Source organism: Companilactobacillus alimentarius DSM 20249, from assembly GCF_002849895.1.
GTDB lineage: Bacteria > Bacillota > Bacilli > Lactobacillales > Lactobacillaceae > Companilactobacillus > Companilactobacillus alimentarius.
This window is the reverse complement of the sequence record NZ_CP018867.1, coordinates 1,365,816-1,390,382: the sequence shown is the minus strand read 5'-3', so window position 1 is coordinate 1,390,382 and position 24,567 is coordinate 1,365,816. Positions and strand designations below refer to the sequence as shown.

The following is a 24,567-nucleotide window of genomic DNA, read 5'->3' as shown; positions in this document are numbered from 1 at the left end:
ATGGGAAAAAGCAAAGGAAGCGGAATGCAAAAATTCCAAGCAAACTTTACTAGAGTAGCTGGTAAAATTGCTGCTAATAAGCTGTTGTTAACATTACGTGATTCCTTCATTATTGTTGCTGCTACATCAATGATTGCTGGTTTTGCGATTATGATTCAAAATGTTTTCGTCGATCCAACCAATGGTTTGATCTTCGGTAAGCAAGGTTTAAGTCTAGGTAAATTGATCAGTGGATCCTGGTCAGCTTGGGCTGCTTCGGGATTGTTTAAAGGGTTGACTACAACAGGAAACTTAATCGGACTCGTCTCCAATGGTTCTTTAAATACTTTTGCCATATTGATTGTTGTAATTTTCTCTCATACTTTTTCGAGAAAGTATTTTCCAAAGAGTAAGGAACATATGACTTCAGTTCTATACGCTTTAGGTGCATTCTTCATTTGTATGCCATGGAAATTCCAATACACACCAGATGGTGCTAAAAAGCCAATTGATGTTTTAAATTACATGGATACAACATTTTTCGGAACTAAAGGTGTTTTTGCAGCCTTACTAATTAGTGGTTTTGCTGTATGGATCTATAACAAAGTCCTTGAAAAGAACATCACTATTAAAATGCCTGATTCAGTACCACCAGCTGTAGCACGGAGTTTTGAATCACTGATTCCCGGTGTTATTACAATGGGCGTTTTCATTATCTTAACCGGTTTGAGTACAACATTTACCGGTGAAACAATGCCAGAACTACTTTTGACTGCTCTTCAAAAACCAGCTTTGGCAATTTCTGGTACCGGATTATTTGCCTTTGTATCACAAACTACTTGGAGTTTGTTGCAATGGTTTGGTATTCATCCAACATCAATTTGGGGACCAATCTTTGGTTTAACATGGAATATCAATGATACCCAAAATATGTTGGGTCAAGCACATCATATTTATTCAACATTGTTTATGAACTTTTCAACTGTTGCTGCTGGTTCATGTTCAGTATCACCAGTCTTAGCATTAATTCTATTTTCAAAGAGAGCTGCGGCTAAAAAAGTTTCTAAGATTTCTTTGATGCCAGCAATCTTTAATATTTCAGAACCTGTTACTTTCGGTTTACCAATTATTTTGAATCCTTTGTACTTTATCCCTTGGTTGGTTGCTCAACCATTAGCATTCTACATTGGACTATTCTTTATCAAAGTTGGATTTATTGGACCAATTGTTAATAATGTTCCATGGACTGTACCAACATTACTTTCAGGACTTCTTTATACAGGTTCCATCAAGGGCTTAATTGTTCAAGCGGTTATTGTTGTAGTAACAACTGCAATTTATTACCCATTTGTCAAGATGGATAATAAGTTGAACCCTGATATTGTAAAAGAAAAAGAAATGGACGAAGCACATAAAGAATCAGAAAAAGAATTGAGAACTAGTCAAGCATAGGAGGAAAAACAAGTTGGATGAAAAGCAATTAAAACGAGCTATGAATTTAATTTCAGTTGCAGGAACAGCTAAATCAATGTGTATAGATGCGATGAATCAAGCTGAAAAAGGTAGTATTGATGAGGCTAGAACTACTTTGAAAACGGCTAAAAAAACATTACATGAAGCACATAATATTCAAACTCAATGGATGACTGATGAAATGAATGGAGAAAAAGTCGAGAAAACAATTATGTTGATTCATTCACAGGATCATTTCATGTCAGCTGATATTATGATGACAGTTGCTGAAAAGGTCATCAATCTCCATGCCGAAATTACGCAATTAAAAAAGGAACAAGTAAATGAGTAGCTTACGATTAGATAATATTTATACGGATGGTATGGTAGTTCCTGCCAATAAGCCTTTTAAAATTAGTGGTCAAGCTATCCGAAATACTCAAGTAACTCTTGAAGTTTTGGATAAAACTTATTCTGTTAAAGCAAATGAAAAAGGAGATTGGGTAATAGAAATTGCACCAATTCCAATTCAGGTAACTACGAATATTAAAATTAGCAGCTTGGATGAATTCATTGTGCTTAAAAAAGTACGTACAGGGACGGTGATTTTGCTAACCGGTCAGTCGAATATTGAATTCAAATTTCGGGATGATTCAGAATATCAGGAGCAAATTGCTCATTTAAATTTGAAAAATGTTTATTTTTATAACGTTCCTCAACTAGAATATCAAGATGACAAAATAACATTGCCTAAAGATCTAGAAACTTCTAAGTGGCAAATTGCTAATGCAGAAACACTATGGGAAATGTCAGATATTGGGTTCTGGATGATTAAGAAATTACACGAATTAAATCCGGACGAAGTCATTGGTATTGTGGATTGCTATAAAGGAGGAACTTCGATATCATCATGGGTTCCTGAGTCAGTTTTGAATTCAGATAATAAATTGATAGATACTTTCGTCAAACCCTTTAAAATAGCCACGACAAATAAAAGTAAGGCTGATTATGAACAAGAATTTTCTGATTATAATGCTGCAGTAGAAAAGCACAATACTGATTTGGCAAAGTTTCAATCTGAGAATCCTAAAGTATCTCTAAGCGATGCTAAAGATAGAGTAGGACATACGCCATGGCCGCCTCCAATGACTCCAACTTCATATTTACGTCCAAATGGTTTATTTCACACGATGATTGAACAAGTGAAAAATTACGTGGTTGATAAGGTCGTTTGGTATCAAGGCGAAAATGATGCCCCTAATCCAGATGTCTATGGAACTATGTTAAAAGGATTGATTATAAGCTGGCGTAAATTGTTTTGTGATAAGTCATTACCATTTTATGTAGTTCAACTTCCAGGATATTTTGATGAACCGAAAGATTCATGGGCAATTATTCGACAATATCAATTGGAAGTAACTCAGAATATCAATGATGTTCATTTGATTTCAATAGCAGATACTGGTGAAAAACACAATATTCATCCAACTCACAAAAGAATTGCTGGAACTAGAATTGGGGAAATTATTTCCGGTAATGGTTACGATTCAACCCCTTATGTTTATCGACAACAAATAGTCGGCGACAAATTGATTCTATTTGTCAAAGCAGCTGGTATTTTGTCCCAAAAAGGAAAGACAGAGTTCTTAGTTCAAAGAAATGGTACTTGGGTAAAACAAGAAGTTAATGCCGTTGGCAAAATAATTGCAATTGATAATGCTGAAAATATAACTAAAATCCGTTATGCATATGAGAATTATCCAACTTGTACTTTGTTCAATGAATTCTTGGCTCCAGTAGCACCATTTGAAATGGAGATTAAATAATGAATAATTTAGGTTTGATTGATATTGGTGGTACCTCAATAAAATTTGCAGTAATGCAAAATAATGAATTGAAAAAATTGTCCTCGGTTAAAACTCCCGAAACATTAGAAGATTTTTATACTAGTCTGACTAATAAAGTTAATCTAATGAAGAAAGATTATCAGATTACTGGTGTAGGCATTAGTTCTCCGGGTGCAGTTAATAAGAAAACTGGTGTTATTGAAGGAGCTTCGGCAATTCCATATATTCATAATTTTAAGATTCAACAAACTCTAGAAAAGCACTTTGGATTACCGATTAGCATGGAAAATGATGCCAATTGCGCTGCCTTAGCCGAATTAGATTCAGGAGCGGATAAAGATGTCTCTAGTCTATTGTTCTTAATTATTGGTACTGGAGTTGGCGGATCAGTAATCATTAATCATCAAATTTGGCATGGAGCACATTTATTCGGTGGCGAGTTTGGTTTTACTTTAGTAGATGATAAAAATACGTTGAGTAACTTAGCTACTTCGGTTGGCGTAGCCCAAAGATATAATCAAAATTCTCAGCCCAAGACTGACTATAGTGGTAAAGAAGTGTTTGATTTAGCTGATCAAGGCGACATTCGAGCTCAAAAGGAAGTTCAAACGATGTACTATTCACTTGCTAAGGGGATTTATAATCTGCAGTACAGCTTTGATCCGGAATTAGTTGTTCTGGGGGGAGCAGTTTCAAATAATCCGCAACTAATTCCTTCTGTAAATAAAGAAATTGAAAAAATTCGTAAAGTAGTTAAAATTGCTTCAATTAAACCACAGGTAGTAGCTTGTAAGTATACTGATGAAGCTAATCTTCGTGGGGCTGCAGTAGACTTTTATCAAACTTATCCAAAGGAGAGTTAATTATGTTAGAGTTTCCAAAAGATTTTGCTTGGGGAGCGGCTACTTCTGGTCCTCAATCAGAAGGTAACTTTCATAAGCCTAATCAAAATGTTTTTGATTACTGGTTTGAGAAAAAGCCAGATGATTTCTATGACGGAGTCGGACCAGATGAAGCTTCAAATTTCTATAACGATTATCAAAAAGATATTCCTTTAATGGCTCAGGCTGGAATAAAAGCTTTGAGGACTTCTATTCAGTGGAGTCGTTTAATTAAAAATTTGGATACAGGTGAAGTTGATCCTGATGGAGTAGAGTTTTATAACAATGTGATTGATTGTTTACTGAAAAACGGCGTTGAACCGTATATTAATTTATTTCATTTTGATTTACCGGTTAAGCTTTACCAAGAATTTGGAGGCTGGGAATCTAAACATGTAACGGATCTCTTTGCAGATTATGCCGAAAAATGTTTTGAATTGTTTGGAAATCGAGTTAAAAATTGGTTTACTTTTAATGAACCTAAAGTAATTTTGGATGGAGAGTATTTATATCAATTTCATTATCCATTGCGTGTAGATGGACCAGCTTCTGTTCAAGTGGCCTATAATCTAAACTTAGCTTCTGCTAAGGCAATCGAAAAATTTAAAAATTGGAAAAAGAAATCTAATTCAAATGCGAGAATAGGTACAATTTTGAATTTAACACCAGCATATCCTGCAACTAATGATCCAGAAGATGTTAAGGCTGCTAAATTTGCAACTATGTGGGATGACAATATGTTTCTTGATCCAGCAGTTTTGGGACATTTCCCAGCTGATTTGGTAAAAATTTTGGATAATGCCGGTGTACTTTGGGAAAGTACGCCTGAAGAATTAAAATTGATTGCCGAGAATACTGTGGATGTTTTAGGTGTTAATTTCTATCATCCAGAAAGAGTTAAAAGACCTAGCGTATCGCCTAAGAGTTTACAAGATTGGATGCCAGATATTTATTTTGACAATTATGAAATGCCTGGAAGAGTCATGAATGTTGATAAAGGATGGGAAATTTATCCGCAAACACTCTATGATATTGCCATCAATATTCGTGATAATTATAGAAATATTCCGTGGTTCGTCTCGGAAAACGGAATGGGTGTTTCACGTGAAGAACGATTTATGAAAAATGGGGTTATTCAGGATGACTATCGAATTAATTTCATTCGTGAACATCTTGTACAGTTGCATAAAGGGATTGCAGCTGGCTCCAATTGCCATGGGTATTTTGTTTGGACAGCTATTGATTGTTGGTCTTGGAAGAATGCTTATCGTAATCGTTATGGATTGATTCGTGATGATATTCATACTCAAACTAAGACATTAAAAAAGTCGGCCCACTGGTACAGTAAAGTAAGCAGTACTAATAAAATAGAATAAAAAAATAAGGTTCAGAGATCTGAGGGTGCGTCCCAAAATCTCTGAACCTTATTTTCATTTTTGTATTAACTTATTAGTTTGAAGTTACACTAGGACTGGCAGTTAATGTCCAAGTAACAACAGCGTTCATATTTTTAGCTTCTTTTGAGCTACTTGATGAACTTGGAATTGTAAGATTAGCACTGTCGGGCGTGTTGTATGTTGCCCTAATTACACCGGGGTTGTATTCACCCTTCTTTAAATTCATGACCGTCTGAGCTTTGCCATCTAAACTACTGATATCTACATCATTAGTTTTGAGTGTTGAACCAGAGTTTGAAACATTTTCATCATTAGAATTTACTAGGTTAAGTGAATTAAGATGAAGGATATCGTCAAGCGTCTGTGTATTATCACTAGTTTGAAGTTGTCCGATTGATGCTGTCAATTGGAAGCCGGGCATATTACTTGAGTCAGTTAGATTACGTGAATCGGTAACTTGAAGATAACCATTTTTGTTACCATCAATACCAGCATTGACAGTGCCAGAATCCTTATCAGTGTTGAAATCTGACACGTCCGCATCATTGCTCTTTAGTTTAACAGTAGAACCAGGTGCCATATTTCCAAAATTGAAATCAGGAACAGCATCAAGTGTCAAGATACCGGAAAGAACAGTTACACTAACATTTGAGGCCTTAGAATCGGCAGCGTCTGTAGTTGCATCTAAAGCGGTAACAATTGATTTAGAATCTGTTGAATTATCACTAGAAGTGCTATCGAGACTATTTTGAACAGTCAAAGCCTTAGTATCGGCTGCTTGGACTGTTGTTAGGGGTGTTAAGGACAGACCAAGGCTAGCCAACGCTAATAAGTAAATGATTTTTTTGATTGATTTCATTAGCTAACCCCCTAACTTTTTGGCCTATAAACCTATTTCATACTTAGAGTTTAGCAAAAAATTCTGAATGGTTTATATCGTAATTCATAAATGTTTTTTATAAAAAATGAAAAATGATTATGTTATATAATGAGCAAAATTATTTTTGGATTTCGATTATTTTTGATTTCTAAAACGAGAATTTAAATAACTTTTTGATTTATATGTTACTCTGAATGTATTAAATGATAACGGTTGCACGAGAGGAGAGCAAGAATGAAAGATGTAGCTTTGATTGATGTGGGCGGTACAAGTATTAAATATGGTTTATGGAATGCAAAGAAACAAGAATTAACTGACAAGGGATCATTTGAGACTCCAGATGACTTGAATGGTTATTATTCTGGACTTACTAAAGTGATTAATTCTTTTAAAGAAAATCATGATTTAGCAGGGGTTGGAATGAGTACTCCCGGAGCCGTCAATAAGAAAAACGGCGTAATTGAAGGTGCTAGTGCTTTACCGTATATTCATAATTTTAAGATACAAGCAGAGTTAGAGAAGCAATTTGCTTTACCAGTAAGTATGGAAAATGATGCCAATTGTGCTGCCTTGGCTGAAATGGATAGCGGGGTTGCTCAAGGAATGAAAAACTTAATATTCATGGTTATTGGAACTGGCGTAGGTGGATCAGTGATTTTAGACGGTCACGTACATCACGGTAAGCATCTTTTTGGAGGTGAATTTGGTTATACTCTTTCAGAAGGAAGCCAAACATTGAGTGAACTAGGAACGGCGGTCTCATTAGCTAAGCGTTATAACGAAGAAAGAAACACTAAATATTCAGGAAAAGAAATTTTCGTATTGGCTAAAAATGGCGATAAATTAGCTCAAACTTTGACTCAAGATTTGTACCATCATTTGGCAGTAGCAATCTACAATTTACAATACAGTTTTGATCCTGAGATGATTGTCTTAGGAGGCGGTATTTCTCAAGCAGATTTTTTGATACCTAATATTGAGAAAGAAATCCATAAGATATTGGATGTAGTGAAGATTGCCCCATTTATGCCCGTGATAAAATGTTGCGATTACCATAATGATGCCAACTTGATTGGTGCTTATGTAGATTTCAAACAAAGTATTTGAAATAACTATTTCAGACTGATACGTTAGAACCGTAGTAAGAAATCACCCGTTATGACTTCTTAATAATTTAATAAAAGAGGTTAGGTTGATATATGGCTCGTAAAGCTAAAATTGAACGTGAAAAAAGATTACAAGAAACAGTAGCAAAATATGCTCCGTTACGGAGAAAATTAAAGGCTGAACATGACTATAAGAAATTGAGCTTATTGCCACGAGATGCTTCCCCAGTAAGATTGCATTCTCGGGATGAACTGGATGGTCGTCCACATGCCTATTTGAGAAAATTTGGCATGTCACGATTGAACTTTCGTCGTTTGGCACATGATGGCAAGATACCTGGTGTTAGAAAAGCCAGTTGGTAGTTATAAAATATAAAAAATATAATAAAAAGGGAGATTTCCATCAAATGGGAATCTCTTTTTTTTGTAAAAATATCCAAAATAATTAGATATGATAATTATGATTTTAATTATTTCGAACAAATAAATAAAAAACAATCTTGGTTGTATGTAAGCGTATTATCTTACAAAAATGTCACATGGGACTAACACTTTGGTAATTGTATGAATCAATTATTTACTTTTATTTCCGCTCGTTCATAATGAATTTTGGCAAAGCGATTAATGGATTTAAAAAAACGTTAATTAATTGATATTCAATTTTTTTGAATATTGCCAAAGACGGAGTGTCTATCGTGGTAAGTTTGATTAATTTTTATTATAATGAATTTGTTTAAACAAATATCGTGCAGAATTCATGTGTCAGTTGGCTTGTGTCAAAAAAGAATAATTTTTCTTATAGAAAAAGCCAAACCTGATAAGGATACTCATTATTATAATGTTTATACGAATGATATATAAATAACAATATTCAATTATTTGGCTTCATTTATTGGTTTGACACCATTTATATTGAATGGTTAGATAGTTTTCGCATAAGCAAACTCTTTTCAGTGAGGTGTAAATTATGAAAAATAATTTCCTAGTTTTTCTAAAGAAGCCGGTTACAGTTTTTATTATTAAAACGGTTATATTTTTCGCTATTTTCCTAGTACTTATATATATATATGGATATAACGGTGTCGGTAGTGCCAAATTTATTTATAACGAATTTTAACGGAAGAAGGAAACATTACGATGAATAAAATCATTGAAGCAATAACTACTGTCGCATTGCAGAATCCTGACAAAATTTGCTACAAAAATGGAACTCAGACACATACCTATCAAGAATTGATCCAAAAATCGGATCGTATAGCAAGTTTTATTCAAGATAATTATTTGCCTGCTAAGAGTCCGCTAATAATTTTTGGTGGTCAACAATTTGAGATGTTAGTAATGTTTCTGGGCTCTATCAAAGCTGGACATGCTTATATTCCAGTTGATGATGGTTCAGATCCTCAAAGAGTCATTCAAATTAATTCTGTCGCAAAGCCTGCCTTGATTTTAAATTGGAGCAAAACAAATGACTTTGACGTCGATACTCCTCAAGTAACCAAGAGTGAATTGGAACACATTTTAAATTCTGAAAATAATATTTATGACAGTAATCGTAGTGTTGGTCCAGATGATAATTTTTATATTATTTTTACTTCAGGAACTACTGGTACACCAAAAGGTGTTCAAATCAGCACTAACAACATATTAGATTTCACGCATTGGGCTCAAAAAGAATTCAATTATTCTAGTGAAATGAATATGCTCTTACAAGCACCGTTCTCATTTGACCTTTCTGTCTTTGATATTTATCCCGGATTGATGAATGGAGCGGTTTTAAATGTAGTCGATAAAGATACGACAAAGAATTTTGGTAAATTGCAGAGCGCAATCGTTGATTCCGATTTCAACACTTGGGTTTCAACACCTTCATTTTTTGAAATGTGCTTGTTATTTAGAGGTTTCGATGCAGAACATTTACCTCAATTAAAGAAGTTCATTTTCTGTGGTGAAGAATTGACTCATGCTACAGCTAAGAAATTATTGAAAAAATTTCCTGATGCAGAACTTTATAATACTTACGGTCCAACTGAAAATACCGTCGCTATTACGGCCATTAGAATTGATGAGAAGGTTCTGTCTGAGTTCGATCGACTTCCAATTGGTTATTTGAAACCTAATATGGATCACGAAATTATTGGAAATGTTGATAAAAAAACAGGGATGATAACAGGTGAGTTATTGGTCAGCGGACCAGATGTATCAAAGGGATATTTGAATAATCCAGTCCAAACAAAGAAAGCTTTTGAAGTGATTAATGGTAAAGTTTTCTATCACACCGGCGATATGGTTAGTGAAGCTAGTGATGGCTTGCTGTTCTATCACGGAAGAACTGATTTTCAAATTAAAATGCATGGTTACAGAATTGAATTAGAAGAAGTGGATTCAATGCTAGGCAATCTAAAACAAGTTAAACAATCTTGTACAGTGCCTCTATACAATAATAAGAAGCAAGTCAGCAAAATGATTGCTTGTATTGTATTGGAAAATGAATTTGAAGATGATGATGCTAATGACTTAAGTTCCGATATTAAGGATTCTTTGAAAGAAACGACGATGGAATATATGATTCCCAATGTTTTGAGATTTGTAAAGCAACTACCAATTAGTAAAAATGGCAAAATTGATAGGAAGACTTTGATAGGTCAGATCAATGAATAATATTACACCTTATAGCAGTCCGCATTATTTTATCTATTTAATGTTGCTTTTGTTGCCAATCATGATTGGTTTATGGTTTGGCAAACGTCTTAGAATATATGATTTCATTGCAACAGTCATTATCTTAGTTATCACCTTTTTCGGTGGCAATATGTCACAAGGAATTTCGTTAATCTTTTATATCCTTTACGAAATGCTTTTAGTTTTCGTTTACCTATCGTATCGGAAAAAGCATAATGACTTTTGGATATTTACTTCATTCGTAGTTTTAGCGATTATTCCTTTAGTCTTTGTAAAAATAGACCCACTTCTAAACAATGCCACAATTTCCTTATTTGGCTTTATGGGAATTAGTTATTTAACCTTTAAAGCTGTTGAAATTATTATGGAAATTCGTGACGGAGCAATTAAGGATATTAAGCCTTATGAGTTTATTCGATTCTTACTATTCTTCCCAACAATTTCATCTGGACCAATTGATAGATTCAGACGTTTTCAAAAAGATGTTTTAAAAGTACCTAGTCGTGAAGAATATGTTGAACTTTTGCACAGTGGTGTTAATAAATTGATGCAGGGTCTCTTGTACAAGTTCATTATTGGATATTTCTTTGGAACTTTGTTGTTGCCAAAGATTCAAATCGCAGTTTTGTCATATCGTGGCGAAACTCCATTAGGTCTTTCTTGGTCCCTGTTAGCCTATATGTACGTATATAGTATGTATTTGTTCTTTGATTTTGCTGGGTATTCACTCTTTGCGGTTTCTATCAGTAACTTTTTAGGTGTCAAGACGCCAATGAACTTTAGAGCACCATTTAAATCACATAACATTAAAGACTTTTGGAATAGATGGCACATTACCTTGTCATACTGGTTCCGTGATTTCATTTATATGCGTTTGATGTTTACCGTTATCAAGCATAAATGGATGAAGAGCCGTGTTAAGATCGCCAATTTTGGTTATATTACTTTGTTCTTAATTATGGGATTTTGGCACGGCGAAACTTGGTACTACATTGTTTATGGTATTTTCCATGCCGGGGCAATGATTACTAATGATGCCTGGTTGAGATATAAGAAGAGACATCGTAAACAGATTCCAAGCAATAAGTTTACTGAAGCTTTTGCTATCTTCTTAACTTTTAATGTTGTATGTTTCAGTTTCATGATTTTTTCAGGAATTTTAAATAAATTATGGTTTGCTTAAACTATAGATAGGAGAGTTTATTATGGATGATATTAAGGATATTAAAGAAAAAATTGTAGGTATTTTAAAAGACGTTACAGGTTTGGACGATGCCGGTAAAGATTTTGATCAAGATTTGTTTAAAGATGGCGTTTTGGATTCAATGGCAACAGTTGAAGTTTTAGTAACTTTACAAGATGATTTTGGAATTCAAGTGCCAGTATCTGAATTTGATCGTTCACAATGGTCAACAATCAATAAAATTGCTCAACGTGTACAAGAATTGGAATAGATTATGAAGAAAAAGTTATGGATGATTTTTGGGCCTGTCATAGTTGCTATAGCTGCGTTATTGATTCTTTTATGGGCCCCAATCAACTTTAAGACGGTAACGCCTCAAAAAATTAGACAAGCAGCAACCTCATTGGATATCCGAGTTTTGAAGGGTGAAAGTGTTAAGAACGCTGCTGAAAAAGAAAATTATATTCCTATTATTGGTTCATCAGAACTCTCGAGAATGGATCCTTTCCATCCGTCTTCAATGGCTCAAAAATACCATTGGAATAATAAGCCGTTTTTGCAAGGTAATCCGGGAACTGCATCATTGACACAAGCAATGAATGTGGGTGGAATGACTAACTTAAAGGGAAATAAAGCTGTTTTAATTATTTCTCCACAGTGGTTCAGTAGATCTGGTGTGCAGGCTGAGGCCTTTAAATACTTTTTGTCGCCATTACAATTAACTGGTTTTATTTTGAAGTCTAATACTGGTGATAAGGCAATGAACAAGTATGTTGCTGGCAGAATCCTTGATCTAGGCGTTAGTAAAGGTCCGATTGAAGACGATGCTTTGAAGCGGATCTCTGAAGGTAAACAGATTACTAGTTTTCAACGCTTTTACATTGAAAGCTTTGTTCGGTCTAGTTTACAGAGTCAGGATAATCTATTTGGGTCTTTGTCAATGAACGATCATGAACCCATGATTGCCAAGGCAGCTAACAAATTACCCGATGAGTACGACTACAAGGATTTGAATAAATTAGCTACCCAAATGGCCAAACGGAGTTCACGTGATAATGATATGCAGATTGGCGATACTTTTTATAAGCGTCAATTAAGAAAGAGAATCAATATCTACAAGAATACACATCGTCATGTGAAATATACTAGTTCTCCAGAATATAATGATTTTCAGGCTTTGCTCTACATGTTTGCTAGAAATAAGGTAGAAGTGATGTTTGTTATTCAGCCAATTAATCCGCATTGGGTTAAATATACTGGTATGCCAAAGAGCTCAATTACTAATTTTGATAAAAAAATTAAGTATCAATTGAAGACTCAAGGTTTTAATAAAATTGTTGATCTTTCCAATGTAAAAGATTCCAATTATATTGCCGAAGATACTATTCATATGGGATGGCGTGGTTGGTTAATGCTTGATCACCATTTAAAGAGCTATTACAAGACTAAGAAAGCCAATCCCAAAGAAACACAGTATAAGATGGATAGCTATTTCTTAACTAACGATTGGGCCAAAAATAAAAATGTAACAAAGTAATAAAATTTGGCTTAAAATATTAAAAATGATGGATTCAATAACTTGAAATCAAGTTATTGGATCCATCATTTTTTAGAATAGAATACTTCAATTTCTAGGATTTTTTGAATTTAAATGTTAATATCAAAGCAATATCTCGACTTAACGTTAGGTTGAGGTCAATTCTAACAATTATGGAGGAATGATAAATGCAAGAAATGGTAACAACTTATTCTATTGGTGAAGTCTCGGAACAGTTCGGCCTGTCTTTACCAACAATTCGTTACTATGATAAAGAGGGCCTAATTCCCAATCTTAATAAGAATGAAGCTGGTGTGAGACGCTTCACTGAAGAAAATATTGGTTCCTTGAAGTTGGTTGAATGTTTGAAGAATGCTGGTATGCCGATTAAAGATATTAAACAATTCGTTCAATGGACTAAAGAAGGTGACGATACTTTAGATGAACGCTTACAAATGTTTCAAGAATTAAAGACATCGGTTCAAAATCAAATGCAGAAAATGCAAGAAACTTTAGATGTAATTAATTTCAAATGTGCATATTATGATAAGGCTACAACTGATGGTACAGAAGAGTATGCTAAAAAGGAAATGCACTTATAAAATTAATTGGAAATCCAATTTACGATTGAAAGATTTGGAAATGTACATTTTTAATAAATAAAATTGATGTAAAAATTAATGAAAATTACTTTGTGAAAACTCTTGAAGACTATACTATGATTGCTCTAGGCGCATATCCTAAAAAAGGGATATGGCGCCTTTTTTAGACGTTTAAAATGCTTACAATAGATTCAAATATTTGCACAAGCGAGGCATATTTGTTAGGGTTATAAGGGTCGTTATTATTTCTTTGTTAAATAACAGCTTTTTTATTTCTAAATAATGAACATAGGAAGGTATGTTTATTTCGATTCCAAGAATGGGGGATTTAATGAGTACTAATAAGAGTACAAAAGTAGAAGTCAAGAACTTAACAAAAATCTTTGGTAAGAGGATTCCCAAAGCTAAAGAATTAAGTCGACAAGGAAAAAGTAAATCAGAAATTCTCAAGGAAACAGGTGCCACAGTCGGTGTCGACCGAGCTGATTTTAAGATTTATAATGGCGAAATTTTCGTTATCATGGGTCTATCAGGTAGTGGTAAATCAACATTGGTAAGAATGATCAATCGTCTTATCGAGCCCACAGAGGGTGAAGTTTTGATTGATGGCGAGAATGTAATGAAGATGGATAAAAAGAAGCTTCGTGACGTTCGTCGAAAGAAAATGAGTATGGTTTTTCAAAACTTTGGACTATTACCTAACCGGACAGTTTTGGAAAACGCTGAGTATGGTCTAGAAATCCAAGGCGTTGATAAAGAGACACGTGAAAAGAAAGCTAAGGATGCTTTAGAGACTGTCGGTATTACTGGCTATAACGATGAGTATCCTGACCAATTATCAGGTGGTATGCAACAACGTGTTGGTTTGGCTCGTGCTTTAGCTAACGATCCTGAGATTCTTTTGATAGATGAGGCCTTTTCAGCTCTTGATCCATTGAATAGAACTGATATGCAAGATCAATTACTTGATATTCAAGAACGCCTTCATAAGACGATTATTTTCATCAGTCATGATTTGAATGAAGCATTGAAGATCGGTGATCGTATTATGATTATGAAGGATGCCAAGGTTATTCAAACTGGTACGCCAGAAGATATTTTGACACATCCCGCTAATGGCTATGTTGAAGACTTTATTGAAAACGTTGATCGTAGTAAAGTCTTGACTGCTGGACATGTTATGATTCGTCCGATGACAATCAATATTGAAAAAGCTGGTCCACGTTTGACCTTGAAGATGATGAAGGCTAATGAAGTTTCGACTGCCTATATCATTAACGACAATCGTAAATTATTAGGGGTCGTTGATGCCAATGATGTTATCAAACTAGTTCGTGAGAAGAAAGGGGATATTACACCTATTATTCAAAATAAAGTTCCAACAACAACGGAAGATACACCAATTTCTGATTTAATGGATGATATTTCTCAAACAGGTATTCCATTTGCTGTTGTCAATGACAAGAAGCAATTGAAGGGAATTATTGTTCGAGGTGCTGTATTGGGTGCCTTAGCAGGAAATGAGGTGAGCGATTTTGAGTAGTCTTATTTTAGGTAGTATTTCCAAAATTCCATTGGCTAACTGGGTTGACAGTTTTGTTGACTGGTTAGTTCAATTCACCGGATTTTTCAACGGTGTCACTAATTTTATTGGTGCCATTAATAGTGCTTTCCAATGGGTCTTCGATCTCATTCCAATCTGGCTATTTATCGTACTAATACTTGCTTTAACATATTTTGTTAATCGCGATAAACAAAATTGGGGACTATTGATCTTTGAATTCTTAGGTCTTCTCTTGATTTGGAACCTTAACTACTGGCGTGATATGACACAAACGTTGTCGCTGGTTCTAACGGCCAGTTTAATCGCTATTGTAATAGGTATTCCACTTGGTATTTTGATGGCTAAGAGTCATGTAGCAGAAGTTATATTGAAACCAATTCTTGATTTCATGCAGACAATGCCAGCCTTTGTTTATTTGATTCCAGCCGTTGCATTGTTTGGTATCGGTATGGTACCTGGTATCGTTGCCTCAGTTATTTTCGCTATGCCACCAACAGTTAGAATGACTAATATGGGTATTCGTCAAGTTCCTAATGAACTTGTTGAAGCTGCAGATTCATTTGGTTCAACAGAGTGGCAAAAATTATTTAAGGTTGAATTGCCAATTGCCAAAAGCAGTTTGATGGCTGGTGTTAACCAGAGTATGATGCTTTCATTATCAATGGTTGTTATTGCTTCTATGATCGGTGCTATGGGACTTGGTACAGAAGTTTACTTTGCCGTTGGTAGAAACGATGCAGGTAATGGTTTTGCCGCTGGTTTGTCAATCGTTATCTTGGCAATTATTCTAGATAGATTGACTCAATCATTAACTCGAACACGCAGAAAGAACTAGGAGGGATTTTTTGAAAAAACAAAAGTTTATTAAACTTTTCTTATTAGCAATCTTGATTATCCCAATTATTTCCGCATGTAGTTCACAAACAGCTCCATACAACAGTAAGGAAAAGTTGGGGCCTCAAATTAATTACACGATCACTGGTATTGATGCTGGTGCTGGTGAAATGAGTACAACTCAAACAGCTATCAAGAAGTATGGTTTGGATAAGAAGAATTGGCAGTTACAACCAAGTTCAACTTCGGCCATGACTAGTACTTTGGATAAAGCTTATAAAAACAAACAACCAATTGTGATTACCGGATGGCAACCACATTGGATGTTCAAAAAGTATAAATTGAAGTTCTTAAAAGATCCTAAGAATGTCTATGGTGAAGCTGAGCATATCAGTACGATTGTTCGTAAGGGCTTGAAGAAAGATAAACCTGAAGCCTATGAGATCTTAGACAATTTCCATTGGACACCTTCACAGATGTCTGATGTCATGTTGAAGGTTAATGCTGGAGTCTCACCTAAGAAAGCTGCTACAGATTGGATCAAAAAGGATCCAAAAGTAGTTGCTAAATGGACTAAGGGTGTTAAGAAGGTCCATGGACAATCGTTGAAATTAACATATGTCGCTTGGGATTCTGAAATTGCTTCAACAAATGTTATTGCTCAGGTCTTAAGAGATCAGGGTTATAAAGTAACTATTCAATCAATGGAAATGCAACCAGTTTGGGCTTCTGTCGCTACTAAAGCTGCCGACGCTACGGTTAGTGCTTGGTTACCTAAGACTGCTGCTAAATTCTATTCCGATTATAAAGGTCAGTTTGTTGACTTAGGAGCCAACCTTGATGGAGCTAAAGTTGGATTAGCTGTACCAACATATATGAAGAATATTAATTCTATTAACGATTTAAAAAATAAATAATTAAAAAAAATTGGAAGAAATTCCAATTTTTTTTGCTCTAAAAAGCAAATTTATATTGAATTGGAATAATATTTGAACTTTGTATATTAAATAGTAATAATTACAATACAAGTATACGATATGGCTGCTGAGCTCCAATGACAGGACCTGATTATAGGTATATAATTATATTAATTATTATATAAATATGTTATATAGGAGCGATGACGTGGATATTCAGACGTTTATTGATAGAAGAAAAGAATTAGGACTTTCTCAAAAGGAATTAAGTAATGGCGTTTGTACACAAGCTACTTTGAGTAAGTTTGAGAATAATGGGAAGATTCCATCGTTAAAAATTTTAATACAGTTGTGTAATCGTTTGGGGTTGTCTTTAGATAGTATTATTGGGGTCAGCGATAGTAGCAGTAAGAAAGTTTCTAAGCAAATGGGGCAAGCTGAGTTCAATTTGATTATTCAAGAATATGATGATGCTAGAGTTATCATTGATGGAATAGATGTTAAGACTTTGAATAATGATAAGAATTTAATGATGCAATATTATTATTTAAAGGGCTATTTGAATGTTTTAGATAACGGTGATTTATTCGACGCTGTCTTTGATTTCAATCGAATCTTATCAGAATTAGATGCTAGAGGAGAAACAATTTTTACTTTCTTGTCTTTTGTAGGTATGGGTTTGGTTTACGCCAAGCAAGGAGATGATGCCAAGAGCGAGTATTATTTTAGCAAAGTCTTTAATAATATTTATACGATGTCAATTGATGATGTTAATAAGATTTGGCGTTATATCAACATTATTTTTTACTGTGCTATTTATTATTCAGAAAAGCAGGATTTGGAAACAGCAAATACCTTGTTGAAATATGGTGTAAAAATTTGTTCAGAAAATCATGTTACTTACTATATTGCCAGAATTTATGCACAATTGGCAATGAATGAGAACCAACTTAACGGTGATAATCCGAAAGTACATGACTTTATTAATAAAGCTTTAGTTTTCTCTGAATATAATGGTAATAAGAAAGAAATTGCGATTATAAAAAAGTGGGTTAAGGATAATCAGCTTTAATAATTTTAAAGGGCGAGATTAACGTGTTTGAATTGAACATGTTTTGTCTCGTCCTTTTTTTGTGATATATTGGTTAAACAGTAAATTGGGGGAAAATATATGAATCTTAGTAAAAAAAGTATAATTAAATATAGTATTATTGTTGTTCTATTGCTATTTATCTTGATATATCCAGTGCAAATCTACAATAATGTTATGAATTTGTTCGGAGTTTTATTGCCCTTAATTCTTGGGGCAGTGATGGCGTATGTTTTGAATATTCTCTGTGTTAAATTGGAAAAGTACTTTTTCCCCAATACTAAAATCAAGTTTCTTCAAAAGAGTCGACGAGGTTTAGTTATCCTAAGTACTTTGATAATTGTTTCTTTGGTTTTAGCGGGAGTATTTTGGCTCGTTTTACCACAATTCTTTAGTGCTTTGGCGAATTTCTTTAAATTTATTCCATCATTTATCAATGATTTGTCTAATATTTTGGAGAAGGTAAATCACAATTCATTTATTTCTGATCAATTGGAATCAATGAATATTGACTGGTCTTCGGTTCAATCTAAGGTTATGAAGTATTTAACTAGTGGCGTTGGTGGTATCTTTGGTTCTACGTTTAAAATTGTCACAGGGATTACTAAGGGTTTCGTTAATTTTATTTTAGCTTTGACGTTTGCTATTTACATCTTGGCTACGAAAGAGAAATTAGGTCGTCAATTTAAGAAGTTAATGCGGGCTTATATGAAAAAGGAACATATCGCAAAATTCAATCGCGTGATTGGGATTACCAATAATATGTTCTCTAGTTTTATCGCTGGACAGGTGACTGAGGCCATCATTTTGGGAAGTCTTTGTGCAATTGGAATGTTGATATTGCAGTTCCCATACGCTTTGCCGGTCGGAGCTTTCGTTAGCATCACGGCCTTAATACCGATTCTAGGAGCTTGGATGGGTGGCATCGTTGGTTTCTTATTGATTGCTGTCGAATCGCCGTTAAAAGCGGTCTTGTTCGTAGTCTTCATTTTGGTATTGCAACAATTTGAAAGCAATGTTATTTATCCAAAGGTTGTAGGGACTTCAATTGGATTGCCAGGAATCTGGGTATTGGCTTCTATCACTATTGGTGGTGGTTTGAGCGGTATCGTGGGGATGCTTTTAGGAGTACCAGTGGCTGCAACCATTTATCAATTGCTTAAGAATGATACAAATTATCGTTTAAAGACGCCAAAAAAAGTAGAATAGTAATATAATTTACAAAACTGACTAAGGAGAGATTGTTTTGTGGAATAATTACTTTGATTTTGTATTAATCTTTGTAGCCATTTTTACAGTGGTACCATACTTAACATCGTTGGTTACTTCATGGCTTGGACATCTTTCGAAAATTATGTTAGTCGATAATTTGGGTAATAATAGTCAATTAGTCGTTGGTGGTATTGGCGTAGTGATCCATGAATTAGGTCATGCGCTGTTTGCCTATTTATTTGGTCATCAGGTTACCAAGGTTCAATTGTTGAATATGAACTATCGACAATCAGGTTCCCTAGGTTCAGTGGAACACCGCTGGAATGACCGTAATGTCTATCAAATGTTAGGAAACTTCTTTATTGGCTTAGCACCATATTATATGTGTTCGATTGCTTTATATTTGTTGCAAAAATTCTTATTGAAAGCACAATTCAGCCTAAGTACTTTGGCACAAAGTTTGGATGTTAACACTAAATTGTCGATCAGTATGTTGTTTGATACAGTTCTGGATAATTTGAAATCTAGCTTTGCCAATGCTTCTTGGGGCATGATAATTGTGTACATTATTTTGACAATCATGATTTCCAGTACTGGCTATGATTTGAGTCATAATGATTTCATGACTGTTAACAAAGGAATCTTGCCTTGGGTCGTAACGTTATTAGTGTCAGGCTCTATTCTTTATCTATTTAACTTACGTGTGGCAGTGATGACAGGAGCAATTTATTTTGTAGCTTTTTCGGTTTTATTTATGTTTCATGCTATTATCAGTATCTTGGTATCTATGTTAGTGATTAAGATTTTAGGGTTTATTGGTTAGAAAATGAATATTTTGTAAAAAAGAAGACATACTTCTATTGAAGTGTGCCTTCTTTTTATTAAGCATTTGTTAAAACAGTATCATTAGTGATATCAGTTTTTACATTATTTGAAACTTCGAGTAAATCATCACCATGAGTCAATGATTGGTTATGTTTTAGAATATTAATATTTTTGAATTCTTTAGAATTAGTAATGATAATTGGAACAATGATATCGTAACCATCTTTTTGAATTGCTTGATAGTCGAACTTTTCAAGTAATTGACCAGCCTTAATTTCATCACCGGCTTTAATCTGTGTATCAAAATGTTTACCTTTGAGATTTACCGTATCTAATCCTAAGTGAATTAATAATTCAATACCGTCTTTTGATTTTAGACCAATGGCATGTTTAGTTGGGAAAACCGAAACTACTTGTCCGTCAAATGGAGCATAAACCTCTCCAAGCGAGGGACTAATGGCAACACCTTTACCCATAATACCTGTAGAAAATACTTCATCGTTCACTGAAGAAAGTGACATAATGGTTCCTGTTAGAGGAGATTCAATTTCTGAATCTGTGACTGTTGTATTTTCAGATTTGATTTCTTTTTTGCTTGGTTTGACACCTGGGACTAAAACTAACGTTAATACTAGAGAAATTGCGAAAGCAACGACTAATGAAATTAGGAATCCAATGAATGAAGCATTGATTCCATGATTACCAATAAACATTGGAATACCAAAGATACCACCGGAAGCGAAACCACCAAACATTTTTGCACTTGAGAATCCAGCAATCGCACCACCGAATGCAGAACCGATTGAAGCCATTAAGAATGACTTCTTATGTGGAAGTGTGACACCATAAATAATTGGTTCAGTGATTCCAAGAAATCCTGAAATGGTAGCGGAAATTGATAATTCTTTAAATTTAGGATCTTTAGCTTTGATCGACATAGCCAATGCAGCACCGACTTGCCCAAAAACAGTGCAGTAAAGCATGGCATTAATGGGGTCAAATCCTTTTGTAGCAATATTGTTTAGGAAAATAGGGATAAAGGCCCAATGTAAACCTAATAAAACGGCTAGTTGCCAAATACCGGCAAGAATAAAACCAGCAATTGTTGGTGCGACTCCATAAACCCAAAGGACAGCATCAGCTAACCATGTACTTAAGGTACTTGTAATTGGACCGACAATCAAGAATGATAGTGGAACAACAATAACTAAGGAAAGAAGTGGAACAAAAATTCCCTTTAATTGCTTAGGTACAATTTTTTTAAGATATTTTTGAACTATTGATAGTAAGTAAATGGCAGCAACGATAGGAATTAGAGTTTGAGTGTAGTTCATCAAAATAACTGGAATTCCCATGAATGTAAGTGACTTACCTGCAGTATATGCAGTTACCATTTGTGGATAAATTAAAGCACCACCTATAATTGCTGAAAGATATGGATCTGTTTTAAATGCTTTAGCAGCAGAGAATCCTAGAATAATTGGAAGGAAATAGAAGACGGCATCTGATGCTGCATATAGAATCATGTAAGTACCAGATTTTTCGGTCATCAATCCAGTAATTGTGCATAGGACTAAAATACCCTTTAAAATACCAGCTGAAGCCAAGGGACCAAGCACTGGCATGAAAAGTGATGATAATAATTCAACTAATGAATTCCAAATGCTCTTTTTATCTGTATTTTTATCAGAAGCAGATTCGTTAGTATCGTCGTCAACCTTTAGTCCCAAGATAGGCATAACTTGATTGTAAACTTCTGTGACCTTATCTCCGATAACAACTTGATATTGACCACCACTTTTTACAACAGTCATTACTCCTTCAAGATTTTTAATTTTATCAGTTTGTGCCTTACTTTCATCTTTTAATTTAAATCTTAATCTAGTAACACAGTGAATTAAACTGTTTACATTATCTTTACCACCGACAAGATTTACAATTTGTTTTGCTAATTCTTTGTCTGTCATGATTTCCTTACTCCTTTGATAGAATAATTACTGAATCGGCTTGAACATTACTCATATCAAGAGTTTTGGGTTTAAACCAATTGAGTGATTTATTATTATGATTTAATAAATCAATTACTTTTACTTTTGAGTTAGTTTCGTCAAAATTAAAATCTTTTAGATTGATCTTTGTATTAGTAGGAACGTAGATAATTAATTTATTTCTTGTTTTGTTAAAAGCTGAGCGGATGCTTTCTTCATTATTGATTAAAATATTCGTAGGACTACAACCATTGGGAAATTCTCTTAAAATAATATTTTTTAGGAAGGCAATATCATTGGCACCATTGAAATGAATTGCATCATGCCAATCAAATGGGGCATCGAATCCCTCACCTTCAACAATTCCAAAAGTTGCTCCGGTATGATGCCAACTCCAAATCCCATGTGCACCATAAGTAATACCGGCATTAGCTCCTGATAAAACAGAGCTCCAAGAAGCTTTTCTAACATCTCTTGCGGAATATCTACCATACATATTTCTGCTATAACTGATTTGCTCATAACATGGTTCAGTATTAATAATTGGTTTATTAAATCCTAATATCCTTTGATGAATTGGAATTTTATAAGCAGTACTTTGCCCCTCAAAATTATGTCCAGATTGATAACTAAAAAAGTCTATTTTATTTTTAAATTCGTCTGGTAATTGCTCAAATCTGCCTTTGATATGGAAGGAATAAAGAGCATTAGAATCATTTTGTTTAGCTACTTCAAAGACCTTTCGGTAATATTTTGTTGTTTCCTCAGATGGGAAATCAGTATCGCCACTGACAAAATAAATTGGATTGAATTTTTTGAATCTTTTCGTAACATAAGTAACGTATTTTTCAATTGCTTCATAAGGGAATAAATTATTTTTTGCGATGTGTGAAGCCCAAGTACCGGGTACGTAATTAGCCCACATCAAAACTAAAACTGGTACTAGGTCTCTTTTCTGCATTTCTATTAACATTTTTTCAGCACGATCAAAATAATTAGTATTTAATGTTGAGTAATCGAATGAATAAGAGCCATCCTCATTAGTGGTAATAGGGAATGGATAGATATTTAAATCATCACCACTAGCATCCCATTGTTTAAGTATATTTATTTGAATAGTATTAAAACCTTGTTGTTTTCGATAGTTCAGATAATATTTCCAATCGTCATTACTGATATTTGTAAAGGCACTCCAACAGGTATCAGCGTAATAAAAGAAAGGCTTTCCATTTTTGTAAATTTGCTGATTTTTAATTGATAGCATCAATATCCTCCTTTATGTATCCGCTTTCTTTAACAGTTCTAAATTATCACATAGATTATTAAACATCAAGTGTAATTTACTAAAATTAAGCTAAAATAGTGTTAAACATATACTTCTTTCGTGATATAAGTGCGTTTTTGAGTAACAAAAAAATCGAAACTTTTTTAGTTTCGATTTTAAATTGAGTTTCTTTTAATTAGTTTAGTAGAGACAAGTGTCTTTTGTGGTAACCAATTTGGTGTAAAGAGTCTCTTTTGCAATTGGAATAATGCTTGCTGTGCCATTTGATCAACAGGAACATGAACTGTAGTTAATTCAGGACTTATGAGTGAGCTTTCGTAAATATCATCGAAACCGACGATTGCCAGTTGTTTAGGAATTTTGATATTCTTTTGTTGGGCTGCTTTAATTAATCTGATTGCAATGTAGTCATCTTCACAGAAAATCACATCAGGAAGTCCTTGTTTGGTAATATTGTCGATATCTAATCCTTTAGGATTTACTTCGGTTGGAGAAACTGAGTAAAAATGATTGTTATCAATCTTGATATTAGCTGATTTCAAAGCATCTCTTAAACCACGGCGACGCTCGATGAAATTGGAAATAATCTTATCAGAGGCAAAATAACCGATATTAGTATAGCCTTTCTCCAAAATGTAATTACCTGCTAATAGAGCTCCTTGGTAATTGTCCATCGTTACAAAGTCGGCAGTAATGTTATCAAAGTAGGTATCTACAAAGACGACATTATTTAATTTATTGTTGATCAACTCTGCTTGTGTAGCGTTTAAATCTGTACCTAAAACGATTGTGCCGTTAGTTTGATCTTTTCTCAGATCATCGAGGGTTTGAGGCAAGGTCTCGCTATCGGTGGTAATAATTTTTAAATTTCCCCCAGTGTCACTAACTTCTTCTGAAAGTGATGAGATTAAACTATCGAAGAATGGTAATGAGCGGTAATTGCCACTAACCAATCCTGATGCCTTGACTACTAAGAAATTAACGCTAGTGATGATTTTATCGGTATTTTTTTTGCTTTTACGCAATGGTTTATAACCATACTTGTTAACAACATCAAAAATCTTATCTCTTGTTTCTTGACTTACTCCGTCTTTACCATTTAGGGCTAGGGATACAGCCGATTTTGAAACGTTGGCGAGGCGAGCGATGTCATCCATTTTTACAGTCATGACGTGACCTCCTATCATCTAAAATAATACTAAATTAAAAATAATAATGCAAAGAATTCCGAACTTTTTATATAAAACAATATCATTTGTTTAGTAAAACGGTTACAATTAGTATTATAAAATATAATTTGAGGTGAATT

General features: G+C 34.1%; 23 protein-coding genes. 19 read left to right on the top strand and 4 right to left on the bottom strand.

All coding sequences use genetic code 11. The annotated features are described in order from the left end of the window. From LA20249_RS06680 to LA20249_RS06660, 5 genes are read left to right on the top strand one after another with little or no spacing between them, the layout of a single operon-like run. The gene (locus LA20249_RS06680; RefSeq protein ID WP_057738377.1) at positions 1-1,431 is read left to right on the top strand and encodes a PTS sugar transporter subunit IIC; all 1,431 of its coding nucleotides are present in this window, start codon (positions 1-3) and stop codon (positions 1,429-1,431) included. Between the two features lie 13 nt (positions 1,432-1,444). Then, entirely contained in the window at positions 1,445-1,783 is a 339-nt protein-coding gene (locus LA20249_RS06675; protein ID WP_057738260.1) for a PTS lactose/cellobiose transporter subunit IIA, read from the top strand. Beyond that, positions 1,776-3,257 (top strand): sialate O-acetylesterase, encoded by a 1,482-nt coding sequence (locus LA20249_RS06670; RefSeq protein WP_057738262.1) that lies wholly within the window; start codon positions 1,776-1,778, stop codon positions 3,255-3,257. The genes LA20249_RS06675 and LA20249_RS06670 overlap by 8 nt, the downstream gene beginning before the upstream one ends. Continuing rightward, positions 3,257-4,141 (top strand): ROK family protein, encoded by an 885-nt coding sequence (locus LA20249_RS06665; protein ID WP_057738264.1) that lies wholly within the window; start codon positions 3,257-3,259, stop codon positions 4,139-4,141. Before LA20249_RS06670 ends, LA20249_RS06665 begins: the two co-directional genes overlap by 1 nt. 2 nt (positions 4,142-4,143) lie before the next feature. Further along, positions 4,144-5,535 carry a glycoside hydrolase family 1 protein gene (locus tag LA20249_RS06660; protein ID WP_057738266.1) on the top strand — a complete coding sequence of 464 codons (1,392 nt, stop codon included), beginning with the start codon at positions 4,144-4,146 and terminating at the stop codon, positions 5,533-5,535. 73 nt (positions 5,536-5,608) lie between these two features. Here LA20249_RS06660 and LA20249_RS06655 read toward each other — a convergent pair whose 3' ends face one another. Continuing rightward, entirely contained in the window at positions 5,609-6,415 is an 807-nt protein-coding gene (locus tag LA20249_RS06655) for a WxL domain-containing protein (protein WP_057738268.1), read from the bottom strand. A gap of 255 nt (positions 6,416-6,670) precedes the next feature. Between LA20249_RS06655 and LA20249_RS06650 the strand changes: the two genes are divergently transcribed. The 14 genes from LA20249_RS06650 (at position 6,671) to LA20249_RS06585 (ending at position 19,983) form a co-directional block, all read left to right on the top strand. Further along, positions 6,671-7,543 carry an ROK family protein gene (locus tag LA20249_RS06650; RefSeq protein WP_057738270.1) on the top strand — a complete coding sequence of 291 codons (873 nt, stop codon included), beginning with the start codon at positions 6,671-6,673 and terminating at the stop codon, positions 7,541-7,543. Between the two features lie 92 nt (positions 7,544-7,635). Beyond that, positions 7,636-7,905, top strand: a complete 270-nt coding sequence (rpsN, locus tag LA20249_RS06645; protein ID WP_057738272.1) for a 30S ribosomal protein S14 — start codon at positions 7,636-7,638, stop codon at positions 7,903-7,905. A gap of 604 nt (positions 7,906-8,509) precedes the next feature. After that, complete coding sequence (locus LA20249_RS06640) at positions 8,510-8,659, top strand: teichoic acid D-Ala incorporation-associated protein DltX (RefSeq protein ID WP_057738274.1); 150 nt, start codon at positions 8,510-8,512, stop codon at positions 8,657-8,659. Between the two features lie 20 nt (positions 8,660-8,679). Then, positions 8,680-10,200 carry a D-alanine--poly(phosphoribitol) ligase subunit DltA gene (gene dltA, locus LA20249_RS06635; protein ID WP_057738276.1) on the top strand — a complete coding sequence of 507 codons (1,521 nt, stop codon included), beginning with the start codon at positions 8,680-8,682 and terminating at the stop codon, positions 10,198-10,200. Beyond that, positions 10,193-11,404: a D-alanyl-lipoteichoic acid biosynthesis protein DltB gene (gene dltB, locus LA20249_RS06630; protein WP_057738277.1), complete on the top strand. Its 1,212-nt coding sequence runs from the start codon at positions 10,193-10,195 to the stop codon at positions 11,402-11,404. The genes dltA and dltB overlap by 8 nt, the downstream gene beginning before the upstream one ends. 22 nt (positions 11,405-11,426) lie before the next feature. Then, positions 11,427-11,675 carry a D-alanine--poly(phosphoribitol) ligase subunit DltC gene (gene dltC / locus LA20249_RS06625; RefSeq protein WP_371861851.1) on the top strand — a complete coding sequence of 83 codons (249 nt, stop codon included), beginning with the start codon at positions 11,427-11,429 and terminating at the stop codon, positions 11,673-11,675. 3 nt (positions 11,676-11,678) lie between these two features. Continuing rightward, positions 11,679-12,941: a D-alanyl-lipoteichoic acid biosynthesis protein DltD gene (dltD, locus tag LA20249_RS06620; RefSeq protein WP_057738279.1), complete on the top strand. Its 1,263-nt coding sequence runs from the start codon at positions 11,679-11,681 to the stop codon at positions 12,939-12,941. Between the two features lie 197 nt (positions 12,942-13,138). Continuing rightward, positions 13,139-13,543, top strand: a complete 405-nt coding sequence (locus LA20249_RS06615) for a MerR family transcriptional regulator (RefSeq protein WP_057738382.1) — start codon at positions 13,139-13,141, stop codon at positions 13,541-13,543. A gap of 331 nt (positions 13,544-13,874) precedes the next feature. Continuing rightward, positions 13,875-15,086: a quaternary amine ABC transporter ATP-binding protein gene (locus LA20249_RS06610; protein ID WP_057738281.1), complete on the top strand. Its 1,212-nt coding sequence runs from the start codon at positions 13,875-13,877 to the stop codon at positions 15,084-15,086. Further along, on the top strand, positions 15,076-15,942 hold the full coding sequence (locus tag LA20249_RS06605) for an ABC transporter permease (protein ID WP_371861852.1): 867 nt from the start codon (positions 15,076-15,078) through the stop codon (positions 15,940-15,942). Before LA20249_RS06610 ends, LA20249_RS06605 begins: the two co-directional genes overlap by 11 nt. Before the next feature lie 10 nt (positions 15,943-15,952). Next, positions 15,953-16,858 carry a glycine betaine ABC transporter substrate-binding protein gene (locus LA20249_RS06600; protein ID WP_057738283.1) on the top strand — a complete coding sequence of 302 codons (906 nt, stop codon included), beginning with the start codon at positions 15,953-15,955 and terminating at the stop codon, positions 16,856-16,858. Positions 16,859-17,066: 208 nt separating this feature from the next. Next, positions 17,067-17,930, top strand: coding sequence for a helix-turn-helix domain-containing protein (locus LA20249_RS06595; protein ID WP_057738285.1), 864 nt, complete (start codon positions 17,067-17,069; stop codon positions 17,928-17,930). A 99-nt stretch (positions 17,931-18,029) separates the two neighbouring features. After that, positions 18,030-19,157: an AI-2E family transporter gene (locus tag LA20249_RS06590; protein ID WP_057738287.1), complete on the top strand. Its 1,128-nt coding sequence runs from the start codon at positions 18,030-18,032 to the stop codon at positions 19,155-19,157. A gap of 37 nt (positions 19,158-19,194) precedes the next feature. Continuing rightward, complete coding sequence (locus LA20249_RS06585) at positions 19,195-19,983, top strand: hypothetical protein (RefSeq protein ID WP_057738290.1); 789 nt, start codon at positions 19,195-19,197, stop codon at positions 19,981-19,983. Positions 19,984-20,041: 58 nt separating this feature from the next. On the opposite strand, the gene LA20249_RS06580 is transcribed toward LA20249_RS06585, so the two are convergent. From LA20249_RS06580 to LA20249_RS06570, 3 genes are all read right to left on the bottom strand, one after another. After that, on the bottom strand, positions 20,042-21,952 hold the full coding sequence (locus LA20249_RS06580; RefSeq protein ID WP_057738292.1) for a PTS beta-glucoside transporter subunit IIBCA: 1,911 nt from the start codon (positions 21,950-21,952) through the stop codon (positions 20,042-20,044). Positions 21,953-21,959: 7 nt separating this feature from the next. Then, the gene (locus tag LA20249_RS06575) at positions 21,960-23,237 is read right to left on the bottom strand and encodes a glycoside hydrolase family 140 protein (RefSeq protein WP_199488137.1); all 1,278 of its coding nucleotides are present in this window, start codon (positions 23,235-23,237) and stop codon (positions 21,960-21,962) included. Between the two features lie 176 nt (positions 23,238-23,413). Next, positions 23,414-24,427, bottom strand: coding sequence for a LacI family DNA-binding transcriptional regulator (locus LA20249_RS06570; protein WP_057738294.1), 1,014 nt, complete (start codon positions 24,425-24,427; stop codon positions 23,414-23,416). Between the last annotated feature and the right edge of the window lie 140 nt (positions 24,428-24,567).